This is a genomic window from Rhizobium sp. TRM96647 (assembly GCF_025780115.1).
Taxonomy (GTDB): domain Bacteria; phylum Pseudomonadota; class Alphaproteobacteria; order Rhizobiales; family Rhizobiaceae; genus Mycoplana.
Map to the genome: position 1 here is coordinate 32778 of NZ_JAOXHF010000017.1, position 17026 is coordinate 49803.

A 17026-nucleotide genomic window follows, 5' to 3' on the forward strand; every position below is an offset into this window, starting at 1 on the left:
TCTTGATTCCGGCTGTGTGTTTGGCGCCGTGCTCAGCGCAACCTGATCGCGCTTCACCGGTCGTTTACCATCGCGCGCGGACAGAATTCGGACGTGAGCCCGCCGTTAACCGCGTTCAGGATCTGTTCTCTTTTTGCCGATCGGGTCCTTGAGATCCGGTCCGGGTCCTGTCAGGTATCGGTGGCTCCACGCGATGGAGCAAACGGCCCAAGGCAGCGCGCCAACGCGACCAAGGGCCTGACCCTCAAGCCTTCTAGGAAAAGGAATCGGGCTATGACCATTCATACTGCCAACACCCCAGCCGGGGAAGTTCTGCGCGCTGCCACTGCGGCATCCTCCACCATGTCTTTTGCCGCCGGCTTGGCGTCGCGCCGCCATTTTGGTGAGCACTTTGCTGTTCGGGCAGAACCGCCGGTGCTGCGTCGCCACCCGCATCTGGTGCGGTACCCGGACGTCGAGGCCGACTTCGACGCGCTGATCGACAAAGCCATCGGCGCCATCTCGGAAGGCGAGCCGGTCGAGGACGAGATTCTCGGCCACTATGTCGCCGTCGCTTCGCTGGTCAGGGCAGTGAGTTTCCGCGAAGGCAAGCTGCTGGAGCAGGCCGTCGAGCGGCTGGCCAAGGTGAATCAGAATCTCGTCGTGTTGATGCAGTCGATCAAACTGCCGCTCGTCAAGGCAGCCATCGAGGCGGTTGCCGGCAATGACTGGCGCCAGCTTGAGGGCGTGCGGCTTGACTGCGAAGCACCGGCAAAGGGGAGTTACACGCCGGACCTGATCGTCGTGAACAAGGCAAAGCGTGCGGCCTTTGTCCTCGACCTCAAACGGTCACTGGCGTCGTATGGTGACACAAGCCGGCTCGAGGAGCTGAAGCTGAAAATGCTGGCGTCGGCAATGATTGTGCCCGACTGGCTCTACAAGACCCAGAAGAGGATGATGGTCGAGACGGTCGGCGTCGCAATTATTGATGGCGCCAGCCGTCCCAGCGATCACGCGGCGGGCGTCTGGGCGCTGTCGGAAATCGACGCCCTTCTCGAGATCGACGGTGCCGCGGCTTGCATGGCCGAACTGCGGCTGCGCTTCGGGCGTCGTGTCCGACAGCTTCTCGAGGTCGAGGCGCGCCGTGCACTCGGTCTCCCGGAGACGCCAATGGCGATGTCGGCCCCAGTGCTCGCCGCTGATGCCTCCACGACGTCGCTCTGTACGCGCCGCTTTGGGACGCTGCGGGAGATCCCCCGCTTCGCAGTCTGCGAGGATGCGACGGACAACATCGAGGATCACGGACCCGGATGCCGTTGCGGCTCCTGTGAAGATGCGAGCTTCGATGATGACGACGATGGCCGCGGTGATCCGGAGGCGCTGGCAGAAGACGTGGTCTGCTGGCCACCCGAGCATATCCGCATTGGCTTTGCCCGGCGTCTGCTCGACGTCTAACGCGAGTCCGGCTTTGCTTAAAGGAGGCTATCGCTGTGGCGCGTGACGCCGCGGCGACCTCCTTGCCGCTCCCATCATCCTGGAGAAGACGCCGTCCGCTGAAGCCGGACCGGCGAGGAGATCCTGCATGCCCGCAGACATCATGTCCACCCAAGCACCATCGACATTTGCACGCCTCAAGCGGGACGGCTCGAGAGCTTCCGAGCCCAATCAGCCTCTTGTGGCTCCTCGTCCGCAGGACGACCCGGCTCTGATCATCGGCCTCGCTCTTGCGTTCGCCCGACAGGGGTCCTCGGACACGCGCGCAATTCCCCCTGTGCTGCTCGAACCACTCCGCAGCCTGGCAGAATCCGGTGATCCCGCCTGCCGGTTGGTGCTCGACTGCCTCACCAGGAGGTCTGGCGCCAATCATCGGACGACCGCGCCTCAGGGTGTGCCGCCGGAAATTGTTTCCGCTCACCTAGCAAACAGGGAGGATCGCTGATGGATCGTATGTCTCCCTTTCTGATCCGACGCTTGGCCCATATCGAACGCCGGGCCGTCCGGCGTCTTGCAGTCCGCAATGGCCTGCTGACGATGAGCACAGCCATCGTTGATGGTCATGTCGTCAGCCGCTTCAGTCCCGCCTTCGATCCTTCGCATCTCACGGGTGATGCCGAGCGGGACCGCCAGTGGGTGCGAGACCATGTTGCAGGCTTTCTGATCGAGGCGCCGCTGGACGGAAACGGTCGTCCCGTTCTCGTCCCGGCCCTGCCGGGGTGGCCAGATCACCTCAGACGGCATCCGGCAAACATCAAGGCTGCTGATAAGGCTGCACATGCCTACGCGGTTCGAGTCGTTGCGGAAGCCGGGTATAATCCGAGCATCAAGCATATGGCTACCCTGCTGCTGCTTGCCGCGGCACTGGAGCAATCGAGCGTCACACTGCGCGATCTGGTCGCGATCCTGCGGCAGCCCGCACCCGTCTTCTCGGTAGCTGTCCTCGCCGATGGCTTTGAGCGGGCCTTGTCGCAGCTCATCGAAGACACCGGCATCGTGCCGTACGGACCTTACACCGGCGTGGCGGCGGATTTTGCTTTCACTGACGACCTCTGGAGGTGGGTGGACGCTGAGACGCGGCGCGTCTTCCTGCAGGTCGCGGCCGGAGAGACCAACCGTCCGAGCCGGGCGGCCCTGCGCGGGCAATTGCTGCGGGCTTTGGCGGATGGCACGCCGGTGCTCGCGGTGTCGGAGACACACAATGGCGTTCCGGATCAGGTCGATCTGACCTGCGACGTCCGAGTGACGGGTGCGGGGATCGATCGTCTGCTGATCGCCGACCTGCTGGAAGCAGTCTATGGCAGCGAGGCGGTCATGCAGAATGACAGCAGCATTGCGACAATCGACACGGGTGCGCTGACGCTCGACGATCTCGCCATTGCCATCCGGCCGGGCCGCCCAATCCTCTCCAGTCTTGATGCACTTGCCGGACTGGCGGTGCTGAACCGCGAAGACAAGGAAGACGGAAACGCTGACAAACATGCAGGCGCCTCGCGGCGGCTGATCACGCAGACCCCAAGGGAGCGAAGAGAGCAGACGTCGCGAGATGGCGGCAGCACCGGCGATCGCGCGGCATCGACGTCGACCTCCTCGTCCAAGGGCAAGGCGAAATCGAAGAGCAAGCCAACCAGCGCCGAGGTGATCCAGCCGGAGCCTATCGATGATGTATCGAGGCCGGCTGCGCCGCCCGTGCTGCGCGTTGAGACGCTGACAGGCTACGGTGCAGCAAAAGACTGGGCGCTCGGCCTGAAAGCCGATCTCGCGGATTATCTCGGCGGCGAGCTGGCGTGGTCACAGATGAGCACCAAGCTGCTTCTCTCGGGACCCCCAGGGACTGGCAAGACGACCTTCGCACGCGCCCTCTGTAATACGCTGCAGGTGCCGCTGGTCGTGACGTCCGTCTCGACCTGGCTGCAGGGCGAGTATCTGCATGATGTGCTCGATCGCATGGCAAACACGTTCGCCGAGGCCCGGCGTCAGGCGCCGTGCATCCTGTTCATCGACGAGATCGACGGCATCGGCAAACGGGCTTCGGCGTCGAGGTCCTATGCCGACTATTGGAATGCGTGCGTCAACAAATTGTTGGAGCTTCTCGACGGCGCCCTGAAAACTGACGGCGTCATCGTCGTCGGTGCGACGAACCGGCCGGACGAGATCGATGAGGCGATCCGTCGCTCGGGGCGGCTGGAAACGCACATTGAGATCCCGCGCCCCGACATTCCGACCCTCGCAGGCATTCTCGCCCATCATCTGGGTCGCGATCTTGACGCCATCACGGCGCCGGACGGTCAGGTGGGAGGTCAGCCATGACGGGCAATATGAAAATCGATAGTGCCTCGGACGAGATTGAGATCATCCTGGACGATGGCAACGAGCGTGATGTCGAACCGCAAGACGTAAACAGACGGGACGCCCTTTTCACCGAGGCGTTGCGGCGCCTGGCAACGCGCGCGATGGGCCTCACTGGCGCTGACATCGAACGGATCGTCCGAGAAGCCCGACTGAAGGCGCGACGTGAAAAGCGCCGCCTGACCTATGCCGATATCGAAGCTGGTATTCGCGGTCACCGGCTGCCGGTCCCGTATGACGTCCGCTGGCGTCTGGCGATTCACGAATCCGGCCACGCCGTGGTTCACCATGCTCTGCATCTTGGGGCGATCATGGGGCTGACGATAGACACCAAGGAAGGTGGCCACAACACGCTGGCTTTTGCGACCAGTACGCCGGATACCGAAGATTGGTACGGGCGGTTGCTGGCGATGCTAATGGCTGGCCGCGCGGCTGAACTCATCGTGCTCAAGACCGTATCGGCAGGCTCCGGCGGAGCCGAAAACAGCGATCTCGCGCGCGCAACTCGCGTCGCGCTGGACATGGAACAGGCGCTGGGCTTCGGTGGCCGCCATCCGCTGCTCTATCTCGGGCACAAGGATCCGACCGCGATCCTCAGCCGCGACGCCGATCTGGCAGAGCGGGTGCATCGGCGAATCGAGTTCGCACAGGCACGTGCCACGGAAGTGATCCTGGAGAACCGGCAGGCCTTCGACGGGCTGGTGCGCGCGCTCTTCGACGCCCAGGCGCTCGATGGGGCAGCGGTCATGGACATCCTGGCCGGTGCCTCGTAAATCCAGAGCGAGGGATGGAGGACGGGATGTCTGTATCGGTTATCGCACATTGCGACTGGAGTATCGAAGCGAAGAAGCGATGGATGTGCGTGGCGGTTCGGCAGGGCGAGACGTGGGCCCTCTCGGCGCCGGAATCCGTCGGCGACACGCAAGACCTTGCACATCGGCTGCGGCGGCGGATAGGAGCAGACGCCGCAGTGCTGATGGGTTTCGACTTCCCGATCGGTCTTCCTGCCGCCTACGGCAGAACTCTAGGGACACCTGACTTCCCTTCTTTTTTGCGGTCATTCGGGGACGCACGCTTTGCGCGTTGGTTCGACGTCGCGGAGCATCACAGCGAAATCTCCATCGACCGACCATTCTATCCGATGCGGCCTGGGGGCACGCAGCGGCAGCACCTTTTCGACGCTTTGGGGCTGACGGCCAAGGATCTTCTGCGCCGCTGCGAGCGTGCGACGCCGGATCGCGGCGACGCCTGCATGCTGTTCTGGACGCTCGGCGGCAATCAGGTGGGCAACGCCGCCTTGACCGGCTGGCGCGAAATCATCCTCCCGAACCTCGGGGAGCTATCGCTGTGGCCGTTCGACGGGACGCTCCATGAGCTGATGATACCGAGGGCCACCGTAGTCGCCGAGACCTATCCCGGCGACGTGTATGGGCAGCTTGGCATCCCTAGACGTCCGGTATGGAGTAAGCGACGGCAAGACGGACGCCGGTCCGTTGCAAGTCATCTGGTGCGGTGGCTAGAGAATAGACCACACGTCGACGGGCGCGAACTCCAAAGTCTGATCAGCGATGGTTTCGGAAATGGCAAGGACGGTGAGGACCGGTTCGACGCGACGGTCGGCCTACTCGGCATGATCCACGTCATCGATGGCCGACGGGGCGAAGGCGTACCGGAAGCAGATGACGTCAAAACGTGGGAAGGCTGGATCCTCGGTCAGCAGGCTTAGGTCTTCTGCACGTTGATCCACGTCTAAGCGAGCTGATGCAGGTCGCTGGCAACCTGAAACAAATTGCGCTCATTCGATTCGAACTTCCGGGCGAACGATTCGAAAGTCGAGGGCAACGTTTCCAAGCTCTGGGCAAACGTTTCGATCGTCCAGATTTCCGATTCATCCGAAATCGGAATGGTCGCACCCTGTGCGTCCGGCGCCGTCAACATAGTCGCGAGATTGCCGGCAACCTGCCTAGACGTGCCCGCAACCTGAAACAAATTGCGCTCATTCGATTCTAAACTCGAAAATTCCGATTCAAAACACAATGATTCCGTTTCGGCGACAAACGCCTTGCGCCATGCCGCCGGTCCTCTGACCATTATAGTGCCATCAACGAAAACAGGGGGAAGATGACATGGCGCGACAGACCTTGGAGGAGCGCAACGCCAAGCAAAGGGAGCGGCAGCAGCGGCTGAGGGACCGGCACCGGGCCGAGCGGCGTCCGGATCGTGACGACGTCGCGCGGGCCATGCTGTTCTGGACGATCAGCAGCTATCTCGACCAGGGACGGCAGGACTGGATAGAAGAGCTGGCCGACGCCGTGGTTGGGGTTCTCGTCGACCAAGGCTTCGACGAGCGGGCAGCCGACGAAGTCTTCGATGATCTCGTCGATCGCTACGCTAGCGATGACCAACCTTTCCGCCGCAAGGTTCACCTGCGGGGCTGACGATTTCTGGCCATCTGCTCTGCCTGATCACCAACTATTTGTGCAAACGGCGTTCACATTCGGGGACTTCGTCCCCCCGTTACTTCGTGAAACGCCGTTTGCAACTGAATCGTTTTTATGAAGCCATTCGCCCACGGAAACCCTTGGTTACCGGAGGTTAACTCCATTCGCATAGCTCGCGTGCCCCGCCTCTGCGGGAACGACCAACAACAGCTACGTGAATGGAAATGAACCAATTTTCTGCCAAAGCCTTTCAACGCAAGATCGACGCCTTCTGCCAACTGCGGCTGGCGCCGCTTTTCAAGGACGACGAACTTCCCCTGCTGAAGTGGTATTTGCACACGCTCATTCAGACGAGGAGACCGGCGCCAAGAACCAGCGGCAGGACAGACTGGTACGTTGTCGCGGCAGCCTGCGGCCTGGACACCAATCTGCTTGCGGGCAACGCGCGTCAGATCGATCCAGCCTTTGACGCTATTGGTCGGTGGATCCGGGACACGCGCCTCTTAGCCACGGCAGCAGACCCCGAAGTCCCTCGAACACGAAAGACGCTGAGGACGAAGGCGGTGCCAACAAGTCCCCGACCAGCCCGCCCACCCCAGAACCAGCCCAAACCAGCATCGGGCGCTACAGCAGCAAGTCCACGCACAGGTCTCGAATTCCCAGAACCGTTGTTCGACGTCAGCGAAGATCCGACGGACTTTTCCGAGGCATTACAGCTCCAGCTCCGACGCCATGGCGAAACGTACTGGACGCTCCATCGTGCCATCACCGGTCCGGATGACGTCACAGACAAGAATACGCTTTTAAGCTGGGTCGAAGGCCGGAAAGTGCCGCGGAGTATCGAGAGTTTCGAGATCTTGTCACGGATCGAGCGACGGTACCGGCTTCCTGCTGGATACTTCAAAACCAAGCTTCCACACCCTTCACGATCGGCGTCAGGGTTTGAGCTGTCCGGCATAGAGCCTGCCGAGCGGCGTCGGATCGCGTGGCATCTTCCCGAGGATTTCAACACGCTGTCCTTCCAGAAAAGGGAGGAGATCGTTGACTGGGTACGGCGGGTTGTTATCAGCGGCACGACGGACTACAGGAAGTACCAGGCAGCAGCCGCCAAACAACGCTACGCCATCCGTTTTCCCGGCGTCTCCTACGGCGGGCGGGCGCCACGCGACGGAAAGATCATTGTGCCTGCGAACTACGAGGAGACCTGGGTCGAGGATCCTGACCTGCTGTCAGGCGTCATAGAGCGCCACCGGCACTTGCTATGCAAATGGCCGACCTGGTGCGCTTCAAGACGTCAGCTCTAACGTCGGTCGGGTTTCAGCGAAACGGTGTCTGGGGCGAAGAAACCGCCTCACAGAAGATCGAGCATCTCGGGCTGATGTTCGGTGCCCTTGCAGCATCCAGAGATGGAGAGGTGAAGGGCTACGGGGTGCCGGTCCGGCAGTTGACGTTCGGGCTCCTCATTTTCCCCGGCGTCTGGGATTGGTATCTGCAGTGGCGGGAGACGCGCCGCGGCTTCTTCACTGCTTGGGAAGTCGACATGTTGCGGATCGCCTTGGCGATCACCAAAGAGGGGACCGGATGGCTTCGGCAGCATCCGGAGCTTCTGGCGCGGGTTCAACCGATCGCCGGCCTCGTTTCACAGAATGAGATCGACTATGCGAATGCGGACTGGCACGGTGCCTGCGACGACTTTCACAAGCATGCTGCCCACCGCGTCAAGGAAATCCAAAGGATCGCTCGTGTTCATCGCGATCCGTTCGAGCCGATCATGCCGGTCCTTGAGGCGGCGAGCCCCGTTGGCGAGTACCGCAAGATCACCGAGGAGATCATCCGCCTGATGCCGGATGAGCATCGTTATCCTCGGCCGGCCGCCGAAGCGGTCCGCTCATTTCTGATGCTGAGATTAGGACTGCATCTTGGGCTTCGCCAGAAGAACCTCCGACAACTGATGCTCAACCCGAAAGGCTCGATGCCGCGTTCGGAACGCGCACTGGAAAAGATGAAGCGCGGCGAAATCCGGTGGAGTGATCGGGAAGGCGGCTGGGAGGTCTTCATTCCTGCGGTCGCCTTCAAGAACGCACACTCCTCCTTCTTTGGCGACAAGCCGTTTCGGCTCGTGCTTCCGGATCTCCTGGATCTCTACAAGTATATCGACGCCTATGTCGACCGGCACCGCTCGGTGCTCCTGCGGTCGGCCGCGGATCCCGGCACGTTCTTCGTCAAGACTGTCAAGACGACCAGCACAAACGCGGCCTATGACACAACCAGTTTCTATGAGGCCTGGCGTCACACGATCCAGCGCTACGGCATCTATAACCCCTATACCGGACGAGGCGCGATCAAGGGGCTGCTACCGCACGGTCCTCATAATGTCCGTGACGTGCTGGCGACCCACATCCTGAAGCAGACTGGCTCCTATGAGCAGGCCAGCTACGCCATCCAGGACACCGCCGAAATGGTTGCCAAGCACTACGGGCGCTTTCTCCCGCAGGACAAGGCGGCACTTGCGGCGCGTATCCTGAACCAGGTCTGGGAAGCTGCTTAACGAAGAAGGAGGCGTCGGAAATTATTTCCGGCGTCTCGCCTCGTTCTTTGCTTCGCGCGCCCACGGCGGCGGCAGCCGCTTTTCGATCCATGGCAGCAGTTTGATCGGCTTCGGTTCGATGCCGGCGGTGATGATCGGATACTTGCTGAGAGCATCGCGCATCAACGGCAGACCAGCGGGGTTGGTGTAGCGCGTGTTGGTTTCACTTCCCTCGCTCAGGCGTCCGGAAATATCATCGATGACCTCTGGAGACACGCCTGCCTGTTTCAACGTGTCCGCCATGCCATGGCGTAGTGCGTGGAAAGCGCGATCCCACATCTTGTCTCCGAGGCACTGCTTCATGATCGGGATGAAGACGTCGTAGAAGCGGTCGCCGGGATCGTTCAACGTCTTGTCGGAGAAGAGGTCGGGGAACACGGCCTCGTACCCCAGCTCCTGGAGCGATGCACAATAGTCGAGGAAGCCCAAGCGAACCAGCTCGTCCGGGAGTGGCAAAAACCGCTCTGATTGCTCCGTCTTGAGCCGCCGGAATTTGTTCGTCCGCAGGATCAGCACCAGGCCGCCGTCGTCCTCCGCGATGTCGTCCAGTGCAAGCCCTGCAAACTCGGCTCTGCGCGCGCCGAGATAGGAAAACATAACGGGCAGGAAATAGGCCGCGTCATGAAAGACGTGCGGCCCAGGCTTTTTGCGCCCGCGATCGTAGTTTAGCGAGCCACTATAGATCGGACTGAAAAAAATCGGTTTGATTTCGTCGGGCTTCGGCTTGTGCTGTTGTTTGCGAATAGCGCCGATCTTCGGCTTTTTCGGCCTCAAGCCTTCAAAGGTCCAATCTTCAACATCAAACCCATTGCCGCGAACATGTTTCAGGAAGTGGTTGAGATTCCCGATGTGCTTCCGGATGGTCGCAGAGCTCAAGCCCACTGCAGCCTTTTCGCCCTTGGTTTCAGCATGCTCGCGCAGCTTCTCGCCCTCGCCACGCAGCTCAGGTGCCGACATCGCCCTCATTCTGGCGCTCTGTCCCCAGCGAACGGGAATATCGTTGAAGTGCTTGCGAAGCCTGCCGATATGGTACTGGGTAATTTGGCCGGTGTGCTCAACACCGTGTTCTTCGAGTACGCCCTTGAACATGCGAACGAGAGCGCGTGCGTCACGTGCGGTGGTGTCGTCCCAAGCATCCTTCATATTTTCGACGAGCTCCTCGCACGCAGCTTCGAAATCCGCGAGGGGAATGACGGGCCGCGTCCTTTCCTCAACCGGCTCATTGATCGCGGCGGCCCGAGGCGAAGGAGCGAGATCGAGCGTCAAGATCGGCCGAGCTTCGAGCCTAGGGGACTCGACAACGTCATCGACGGGAGCTGCAATCTCCGATAATGGCGGCGTCGTTTCCAAAGGCGCAACTTCGATGAAGGCAGGCTGTGGTGCCGAAGCCGAACCACCCGTGAGTTCGCTCAGGTCACGATCAGCGAGTGGATGCCGTTCCGCGACGTCGAAGAGAGCTTCTGCCCTGCCACTGAAATAGGCCTTCATGGCCTTTTCCTCGTTGAGCGGGTTTGGACTGATTTCGAAGAGGTGCATCAATCTTCGAATGCCTGCCTTGAAGCCGCGCGTGTTGGCCTCGTGAAGCAGTTCGAAATAATTGGAGCCGATCGCGAAGATATGGGAGGCGGGAACCCCGTTTTGCCTGAGGTAGGCTAAGCCGCGGCAATTGTCCTTCAGCGTCAGGCGATGGGTGATGCCGAACATGCCGAGCAGTCGATAGGCCCATCCATTTTCTACATCCATTTCCAGCTCTGTGATGTCGGCGGGACGGCCATAACGCCGCGCCACGATCGAGACATCTTCCAGATGCATGAGCATCATGTCTCGTTCGTGTTCGCAAAGCTTTTGGAGCTGCGCCTTGGACATGGGTTCCTTCTGCTTCAACTTCAGTTCGGCGACCAGCATGTTGAGCTTGCGGCCGATCGCCTGCGCTTTCTTATGATCAGAACAGTGAAGGCTCAGTGAAAGCCGGCTGCCTGGTCGGCTTTGCCCGAAGGCGCTTGGGACGCGCGCACGCCAATAGAAGATATTGCCGCGGCGGGTGAGGTTTTCGACGTCGTGGCGGACCGCCATGAGGTTGTTGCCCTTGCCTGCCACCGGAGCTGCCGCCGCGCACAATTCGCGTGGGCATCACCTGTGGGCTACAGTTCTGGGCATCAGGTCGCCAATGATGCCAAAACGATATCCGGCACGACTGGAAAATCAAGGATTTAGAGGGTTTTAGGGAGAATTGGCTGGGGAACCTGGATTCGAACCAAGATTAACGGAGTCAGAGTCCGCCGTTCTACCATTGAACTATTCCCCAACGATGGGCGGCGCAGGCGGCGCCCTGTCGGTGTGGGCGGCTTATAACCAAAAGCCTGGCGGATGCAAATAGGCCTGCTGAATTTTTTTGCCGGCCGGTTGTGGATTTCGCGTGTGGGGTGTTGGGCCTTGCGGCAAGCGGCCGGCTTGCAGGGAGGTGTTGCGCGGGGCAGCCGCCGCGCCATGACGCGCGCAAAAAGAATTTGTCGAACGTGGCGGCCGCTGTTAAGGTCGCGGCAACGAAAATTCGAGACAGCGCCTGCTGCGGCCCGAAACGGCCTTGCGCGGCGTGATAGGCAGAAACGTGAACGACCCCGACCGCGGCCTTGGGCCGTCCGTATCAGGGGCGCAGGGCACGGGCGGAGAGGCAAGACCGAAGCGGTCGCGCCGCCGCAAGGGAAAGGAAAAGCGGGCTCAAAATCCGTCCTCCGGCTCCCTTACCCCGCGCAACGGCGACACCGGCCACAACGGCCAGGAGCCACGCCCCCACCAGAGCGCGCAGGATGGCGATGCCGTCCGCAAGCGCAAGCGTCGTCGCCGCGGCAAGGGCGGCGCAGCCAAGCCGCAACAGCTTCCGTCCGAGACCGAACGCGTCGCCGCGCCCGTTGCCGAACAGACAGGGCAGGGCCGTCCCGGTCGCGACAGGCGGCACCAGGGGCGGGGCCTGCAGGGCCGGCCGCTCAAGGGGCCCGAAAAGACGCCCGAATTCGTGGCATCGACGGGAAAGCTGGCGCAGGCGCAGCAGCAAGGTCAGCCCAAGGGGCCGAATCACGGCCAGAATCAGGGCCATCAACCGGGGCAGGATCGCAGCCAGCGCTACGGCCACCCGCATGGCGCACCGAGGGGCGGCCAGCCGCACGGACGCGACCCTGCGGCGGGCGGCCTGTCGCGCAGCGAACCGCGCCTTGACGACGCGCCGCTCTATGCGGCCCTCGACCTCGGCACCAACAATTGCCGGCTGCTGGTCGCACAGCCGACCCGTCCCGGCCAGTTCCGCGTCGTCGATGCCTTTTCGCGCATCGTGCGGCTGGGCGAGGGGCTTGCCGCCAGCGGGCGGCTCTCCGAGGATGCGATGGACCGCTCGATCGAGGCGCTGAAGATCTGCGCGGCGAAGCTGAAGAGCCGCGACATCCGCCGCAGCCGCCTGATCGCCACCGAGGCCTGCCGCCGGGCGGAGAACGGCGAGGCGTTCCTGACCCGCGTCCGCGCCGAGACCGGGCTCGACCTCGAGATCATCAACCGGGAGACAGAGGCGCGGCTGGCCGTGTCCGGCTGCTCGTCGCTGGTCGGCCGCGAGACGAAGTCGGTGGTGCTGTTCGATATCGGCGGCGGCTCGTCGGAAATCGCGGTGATCCGCATCGACGACAACCGCTCCAACCGGCTCGCCAACCACATCACTCACTGGACCTCCCTGCCGGTCGGCGTCGTCACGCTGTCGGAGCGCCACGGCGGCCGCGACGTCACCCCGGAGAGCTTCGCGGCCATGGTGCGCGAGGTCGAGGGCATGCTGGCGGACTTCGATTGCCCCGCCCATGGCGGCCGCGAGGCACCGGAGGATTTCCACCTGATCGGCACCTCCGGAACGGTGACGACGCTTGCCGGCGTCCATCTGGACCTGCCGCGCTACGACCGCCGCCAGGTGGACGGCGTCTGGCTGCTCGACGCGGAGGTCAGCGCCATGCAGGCGCGGCTTCTGTCCTGGGACTTTTCCGCCCGCGCGGCCAATCCCTGCATCGGTCCGGACCGGGCCGACCTGGTGCTTGCCGGCTGCGCCATCCTGGAGGCGATCCGCAACCGCTGGCCGTCGCGGCGCATGCGCGTCGCCGACCGCGGCCTGCGCGAGGGCCTCCTCACCGACATGATGGCCGACGACGGCGTCTGGCGGCGCGGCCGCCACCGTCGCCAGAACCGCAGCGGCTTCCGCCACCCCGGCCGGCCGGAGGGACAACAGACATGACGAAGCCACCCGCCGGCGGCAGCCGGACCGGGCGAAAGCTCGGCCAGAAGGTCAAGAAGGGCAAGCTGAAGGCGTCGTCGCGGCGCTGGATCGAGCGCCACATCAACGACCCCTACGTCCAGCGCGCCCGCCTCGAGGGCTACCGCGCGCGCGCGGCCTTCAAGCTTCTGGAGATCGACGAGAAGCACAAGATCCTCGACGGCGCCAGGCGCATCATCGACCTGGGGGCCGCTCCCGGCAGCTGGTCGCAGATCGCCGCCAAGGTGACCCATTCCACCGATGCCGACCCGCGCGTCGCCGCGATCGATTTCCTCGAGATGGACCCGCTGCCCGGCGTGCGGATCCTGCAGATGGATTTCCTCGATCCGCTGGCGCCGGAGAAGCTGAAGGAGGCGATCGGTGGGGCGCCGCAACTGGTCCTGTCCGACATGGCGGCGCCGACGACCGGTCACCGCCAGACCGACCATATCCGCACCATGCATCTCTGCGAGGTCGCGGCCCATTTCGCGGTCGAGGTGCTGGCGGACGGCGGGCACTTCCTCGCCAAGACCTTCCAGGGCGGTGCGGAGCGCGAGCTGCTCGCCATGCTGAAGCAGAATTTCCGCCAGGTCATCCACGTCAAGCCCGGCGCCTCGCGCGCCGAATCGGTGGAGATGTTCCTGCTCGCCAAGGGCTTCAAGGGCCGCAGGCCGGTTGTGGAGGACGATGCGGCGGAGGCGGACGCCTGATGCTGCTCTACGTCACTGTCGGCACCAACGACCTCGAGCGGGCCGGCCGCTTCTACGACGCGGTGCTCCCGCTTCTCGGCTATCGCCGCCAGAAGCAGGCGGAAGGGGAGATCGGATATAGCGCGGACGGCGACGTGCGCTGCCGGTTCTGGATCGTCGAGCCGTTCAACCGCGAGCCGGCCACCTTCGGCAATGGCGTCACGATCGCCTTCGACGCGCCGAGCCGGGCTGCGGTGGACGATTTCCATGCGGCCGCGCTGGCCCATGGCGGCACCGACGAGGGCGCGCCAGGGATCCGGCCGTTCCATCCCGATTTCTACGCCGCCTTCGTCCGCGACCTGGACGGCAACAAGCTTTCGATCGTCTGCGAGCGTCCGGAGCCAGCCGGCGTTACTTGACGCCCGCGACCTCTTCCCGCGATGCCACCCGGTGCCCGGAGACGGCCGCGCCCGCATTCTTGGCCATCGTCAGGAACGGGATGACCGCCGCCAACGTCAGCACCGAGATGATCATGAAGGCGATGTGGAAATCGCGCAGCTGAAGTGCCGTGCCGGTGATCATCGTCTCGACTTCCAGGATCGTGCCGGCGACCGCCACGCCGAGCGCCAGGCTCATCTGCTGCAGGACCGCGCTCATCGAGGTCGCCTTGCTGGCGTCCCGGTCGGAAATATCGGCGAAGGACAGCGCATTGACGCTGGTGAAGAAGAACGAGCGCGCGAAGCCGGCGAGAAGCAGCACGAACGAGATCACGACCACGGGCGTCGCCGGCGTGAACAGGCCGTTGACGAAGGTGAGGATGGCGCCGGTGATGCTGGCGACGATCAGCGTGGTCCGGAAGCCGGTTCGGCTGAGCACGCGCCGGGCGAGGAACTTGGTGATGATGGCGCCGACCGCGCCGGTAAACGTGATCAGGCCCGATTGGAACGGCGTGAAGCCGAAACCGAGCTGCAGCATCAGCGGCATCAGGAACGGAACGGCGCCAATCGAGATGCGAAACAGCGTTCCCCCGATCGCAGCCGCCCGGAAGGCGCTGTCCTCGAACAGTTTCAGGTCCAGCACCGGCCGAGGATGGCGCCGGGCATGGCGCAGGTAGAGGTATCCGCACAAAAGACCGAAGGCGGTGGTGGCGAATCCGATTTCGGGCGGCAACGCCGGCAGGCTGATGACGGACAGCCCGAACATGGTGCCCGCGGCCGCGACCGCGGCCAGCAGGAAGCCCTTGAAGTCCAGCGGGCCGGGCGGCGCGGACAAGACGTCGGCCAGGTAGATGCCGGACAGCACGTAGCCGACAATGCCGACCGGCACGTTGATGAGGAAGATCCAGTGCCAGGAGAAGTAGGTGGTGATGAAGCCGCCGAGCGGCGGGCCCGCGAGCGGTCCGACGAGGGCGGGGATCGTCAGCGTCGCCATCGCCGAGACGAGCTCGCTGCGCGAGGTGCTGCGTACGAGCACGAGGCGGGCGACCGGCGTCATCATCGCCCCGCCCATGCCCTGGATGAACCGCGAGACGACGAAGGCGATGAGGCTGTCGGAGACGGCGCAGAGGATGGAGCCGATGATGAAGACGACCATGGCCAGCCGGAAGATGCGCTTGGCGCCGAAGCGGTCGGCCATCCAGCCGCTGAGCGGAATGAAGATCGCGAGCGCCACCATGTAGGTCGTCAGCGCCAACTTGAGCGTGATCGGGCCGACGCCGAGGTCATGGGCGATGGCGGGAAGCGACGTCGCGATGACGGTCGAATCCATCTGCTCCATGAAGAGGGCGACGGCGAGGATGAGGGGAACGATACGGCTCATGACGACGGATTTTGGACGACGGCCTGGACGGAACGGAAGCAGGACCCGGCCGATGACGGTGGGCGACCGGGCGGGCAGGCGCGCCTGCGACCGGCACGCTTGTGCGCCTGCTTCGCCGCAGTGTCAAACGCCTGCCTTGGTCGCGGTTTCACAAACCCGTGATGGTGGTGTCGTCATTCGTGAGGGGAGGCCGTTTCCATTTCGTGTCATGATCCCGCGCCGCCTGCGCGAAATGCGGCGTTGGGCGGGCAGGCCCGGGCTGGCGGGAGGATTGGCATGGCAACGGACATCACACGCAGATCGCTCCTGCAGGCAGCCGGCATCGGCACGCTGGCAGCTCCCTTCGTCCTGAACAGTTCCGTGGTCCTTGCGGCCTCGGAAACGGAAGCAAAAATGACAACATCCCCGGTCGAGACCAGAAGCTTCAAGCTCGGCACGTTCCGCGTCGCCGTCATCCGCGACGGCATGCGCGCGTCCGGCGCACCCGGCGAGACCTTCGGCACCAACCAGTCGCCGGAGGCGGTCGCCGCCCTGCTGACGGAGAATTTCCTGCCGGCGGACAACTTCGTCAACAGTTTCGCGCCGACGCTGGTCGATACCGGATCGGAGGTCGTGCTCTTTGACACCGGCCTCGGCGAGGGCGGGCGCGAAGGCGGCCTCGGCCGGCTTGCGGAAGGCCTGAAGGCGCTGGGCTACACGCCGGAACAGATATCGGTGGTCGTCATCACGCATATGCACGGCGACCATATCGGCGGCTTGACGGAAGGGGATGCCCCGGCGTTCCCGAACGCCCGCTACGTCACCGGCCGGACCGAATACGACTTCTGGGTCAGCCCGGATCGGGTTGGCACCGGCGCCGAGCAGGGCCACAAGGGCGTGCTCGCCAAGGTCAAGCCGCTCGCCGAGAAGATCACCTTCATCGAGGATGGCGGCGAGGTGGTGCCGGGCGTGACCGGCATCAACGCCTTCGGCCACTCGCCGGGCCACATGATCTTCCGGATCGAATCGGACGGCAAGCCGCTGATCCTGACGGCCGACACCGCCAATCACTACGTGCTGTCGCTGCAGCGTCCCGACTGGGAGGTGCGCTTCGACATGGACAAGGCGGCCGCCGCCGCGACCCGCAAGAAGGTGTTCGACATGGTCGCCACCGACAGGCTGGCCTTCGTCGGCTACCACATGCCGTTCCCGGCGGTGGGCTTTGCCGAAAAGGGCGCCGAGGGCTATCGCTTCGTCCCGGCCAGCTATCAGTTCGACCTCTGAGGCCACGTGGAGCCATGCGAACCGGCCCGGGAGCGATCCCGGGCTTTTTGCTATTTCCAATCCGTCACGAACGTGTTACGAGCCCTCGCCAACTTCCAAGACTTATCTTGCAAGCCACCAGGCGGAC

Annotated in this window: 12 protein-coding genes, 1 tRNA gene and 1 pseudogene; 10 read left to right on the top strand and 4 right to left on the bottom strand. The window is 63.4% G+C overall.

Annotated features, from left to right (window positions below):
- The first annotated feature begins 273 nt into the window (after positions 1-273).
- The 4 genes from OCK02_RS23205 to OCK02_RS23220 all read left to right on the top strand — a co-directional run bounded on the left by OCK02_RS23205 (position 274) and on the right by OCK02_RS23220 (position 5548).
- Complete coding sequence (locus OCK02_RS23205; protein WP_263815073.1) at positions 274-1434, top strand: hypothetical protein; 1161 nt, start codon at positions 274-276, stop codon at positions 1432-1434.
- A gap of 483 nt (positions 1435-1917) precedes the next feature.
- Entirely contained in the window at positions 1918-3783 is a 1866-nt protein-coding gene (locus tag OCK02_RS23210; protein ID WP_263815074.1) for an ATP-binding protein, read from the top strand.
- On the top strand, positions 3780-4595 hold the full coding sequence (locus OCK02_RS23215) for an ATP-dependent Zn protease (RefSeq protein WP_263815075.1): 816 nt from the start codon (positions 3780-3782) through the stop codon (positions 4593-4595). The genes OCK02_RS23210 and OCK02_RS23215 overlap by 4 nt, the downstream gene beginning before the upstream one ends.
- A 26-nt stretch (positions 4596-4621) precedes the next feature.
- A complete protein-coding gene (locus OCK02_RS23220; protein WP_263815076.1) occupies positions 4622-5548 on the top strand; it encodes a DUF429 domain-containing protein in 927 nt (308 codons plus the stop codon).
- Between the two features lie 23 nt (positions 5549-5571).
- On the opposite strand, the gene OCK02_RS23225 is transcribed toward OCK02_RS23220, so the two are convergent.
- On the bottom strand, positions 5572-5913 hold the full coding sequence (locus tag OCK02_RS23225) for a hypothetical protein (RefSeq protein ID WP_263815077.1): 342 nt from the start codon (positions 5911-5913) through the stop codon (positions 5572-5574).
- Positions 5914-5948: 35 nt separating this feature from the next.
- Between OCK02_RS23225 and OCK02_RS23230 the strand changes: the two genes are divergently transcribed.
- Complete coding sequence (locus OCK02_RS23230; protein ID WP_136883213.1) at positions 5949-6260, top strand: hypothetical protein; 312 nt, start codon at positions 5949-5951, stop codon at positions 6258-6260.
- Between the two features lie 221 nt (positions 6261-6481).
- Positions 6482-8811, top strand: a pseudogene (locus OCK02_RS23235) (hypothetical protein).
- A gap of 21 nt (positions 8812-8832) precedes the next feature.
- On the opposite strand, the gene OCK02_RS23240 reads toward OCK02_RS23235, so the two are convergent.
- On the bottom strand, positions 8833-10947 hold the full coding sequence (locus OCK02_RS23240) for an integrase (RefSeq protein ID WP_263815078.1): 2115 nt from the start codon (positions 10945-10947) through the stop codon (positions 8833-8835).
- Positions 10948-11081: 134 nt separating this feature from the next.
- Positions 11082-11155 (bottom strand) — tRNA-Gln (locus OCK02_RS23245).
- Between the two features lie 303 nt (positions 11156-11458).
- Here OCK02_RS23245 and OCK02_RS23250 point away from each other — a divergent pair.
- The 3 genes from OCK02_RS23250 to OCK02_RS23260 are packed head-to-tail and all read left to right on the top strand — an operon-like array spanning position 11459 to position 14237.
- Positions 11459-13111, top strand: coding sequence for an exopolyphosphatase (locus OCK02_RS23250; protein ID WP_263815079.1), 1653 nt, complete (start codon positions 11459-11461; stop codon positions 13109-13111).
- Positions 13108-13839, top strand: a complete 732-nt coding sequence (locus OCK02_RS23255; protein ID WP_263815080.1) for an RlmE family RNA methyltransferase — start codon at positions 13108-13110, stop codon at positions 13837-13839. The genes OCK02_RS23250 and OCK02_RS23255 overlap by 4 nt, the downstream gene beginning before the upstream one ends.
- A complete protein-coding gene (locus OCK02_RS23260) occupies positions 13839-14237 on the top strand; it encodes a VOC family protein (RefSeq protein WP_263815081.1) in 399 nt (132 codons plus the stop codon). The genes OCK02_RS23255 and OCK02_RS23260 overlap by 1 nt, the downstream gene beginning before the upstream one ends.
- Here OCK02_RS23260 and OCK02_RS23265 read toward each other — a convergent pair.
- The gene (locus OCK02_RS23265) at positions 14230-15636 is read right to left on the bottom strand and encodes a DHA2 family efflux MFS transporter permease subunit (RefSeq protein ID WP_263815082.1); all 1407 of its coding nucleotides are present in this window, start codon (positions 15634-15636) and stop codon (positions 14230-14232) included. The two genes, OCK02_RS23260 and OCK02_RS23265, sit on opposite strands and share 8 nt — an antisense overlap.
- 276 nt (positions 15637-15912) lie before the next feature.
- Between OCK02_RS23265 and OCK02_RS23270 the strand changes: the two genes are divergently transcribed.
- Positions 15913-16899, top strand: a complete 987-nt coding sequence (locus OCK02_RS23270; protein ID WP_263815083.1) for an MBL fold metallo-hydrolase — start codon at positions 15913-15915, stop codon at positions 16897-16899.
- The last annotated feature ends 127 nt before the right edge of the window (positions 16900-17026 follow it).

Excerpts from the sequence above, each read along its gene's own strand:
- OCK02_RS23270 (WP_263815083.1), top strand. The coding sequence starts at position 15,913 with ATGGCAACGGACATCACACGCAGATCGCTCCTGCAGGCAGCCGGCATC.
- OCK02_RS23205 (WP_263815073.1), top strand. The coding sequence starts at position 274 with ATGACCATTCATACTGCCAACACCCCAGCCGGGGAAGTTCTGCGCGCT.
- OCK02_RS23260 (WP_263815081.1), top strand. The coding sequence starts at position 13,839 with ATGCTGCTCTACGTCACTGTCGGCACCAACGACCTCGAGCGGGCCGGC.
- OCK02_RS23265 (WP_263815082.1), bottom strand. The coding sequence starts at position 15,636 with ATGAGCCGTATCGTTCCCCTCATCCTCGCCGTCGCCCTCTTCATGGAG.
- OCK02_RS23255 (WP_263815080.1), top strand. The coding sequence starts at position 13,108 with ATGACGAAGCCACCCGCCGGCGGCAGCCGGACCGGGCGAAAGCTCGGC.
- OCK02_RS23220 (WP_263815076.1), top strand. The coding sequence starts at position 4,622 with ATGTCTGTATCGGTTATCGCACATTGCGACTGGAGTATCGAAGCGAAG.
- OCK02_RS23225 (WP_263815077.1), bottom strand. The coding sequence starts at position 5,913 with ATGGTCAGAGGACCGGCGGCATGGCGCAAGGCGTTTGTCGCCGAAACG.
- OCK02_RS23215 (WP_263815075.1), top strand. The coding sequence starts at position 3,780 with ATGACGGGCAATATGAAAATCGATAGTGCCTCGGACGAGATTGAGATC.
- OCK02_RS23230 (WP_136883213.1), top strand. The coding sequence starts at position 5,949 with ATGGCGCGACAGACCTTGGAGGAGCGCAACGCCAAGCAAAGGGAGCGG.
- OCK02_RS23210 (WP_263815074.1), top strand. The coding sequence starts at position 1,918 with ATGGATCGTATGTCTCCCTTTCTGATCCGACGCTTGGCCCATATCGAA.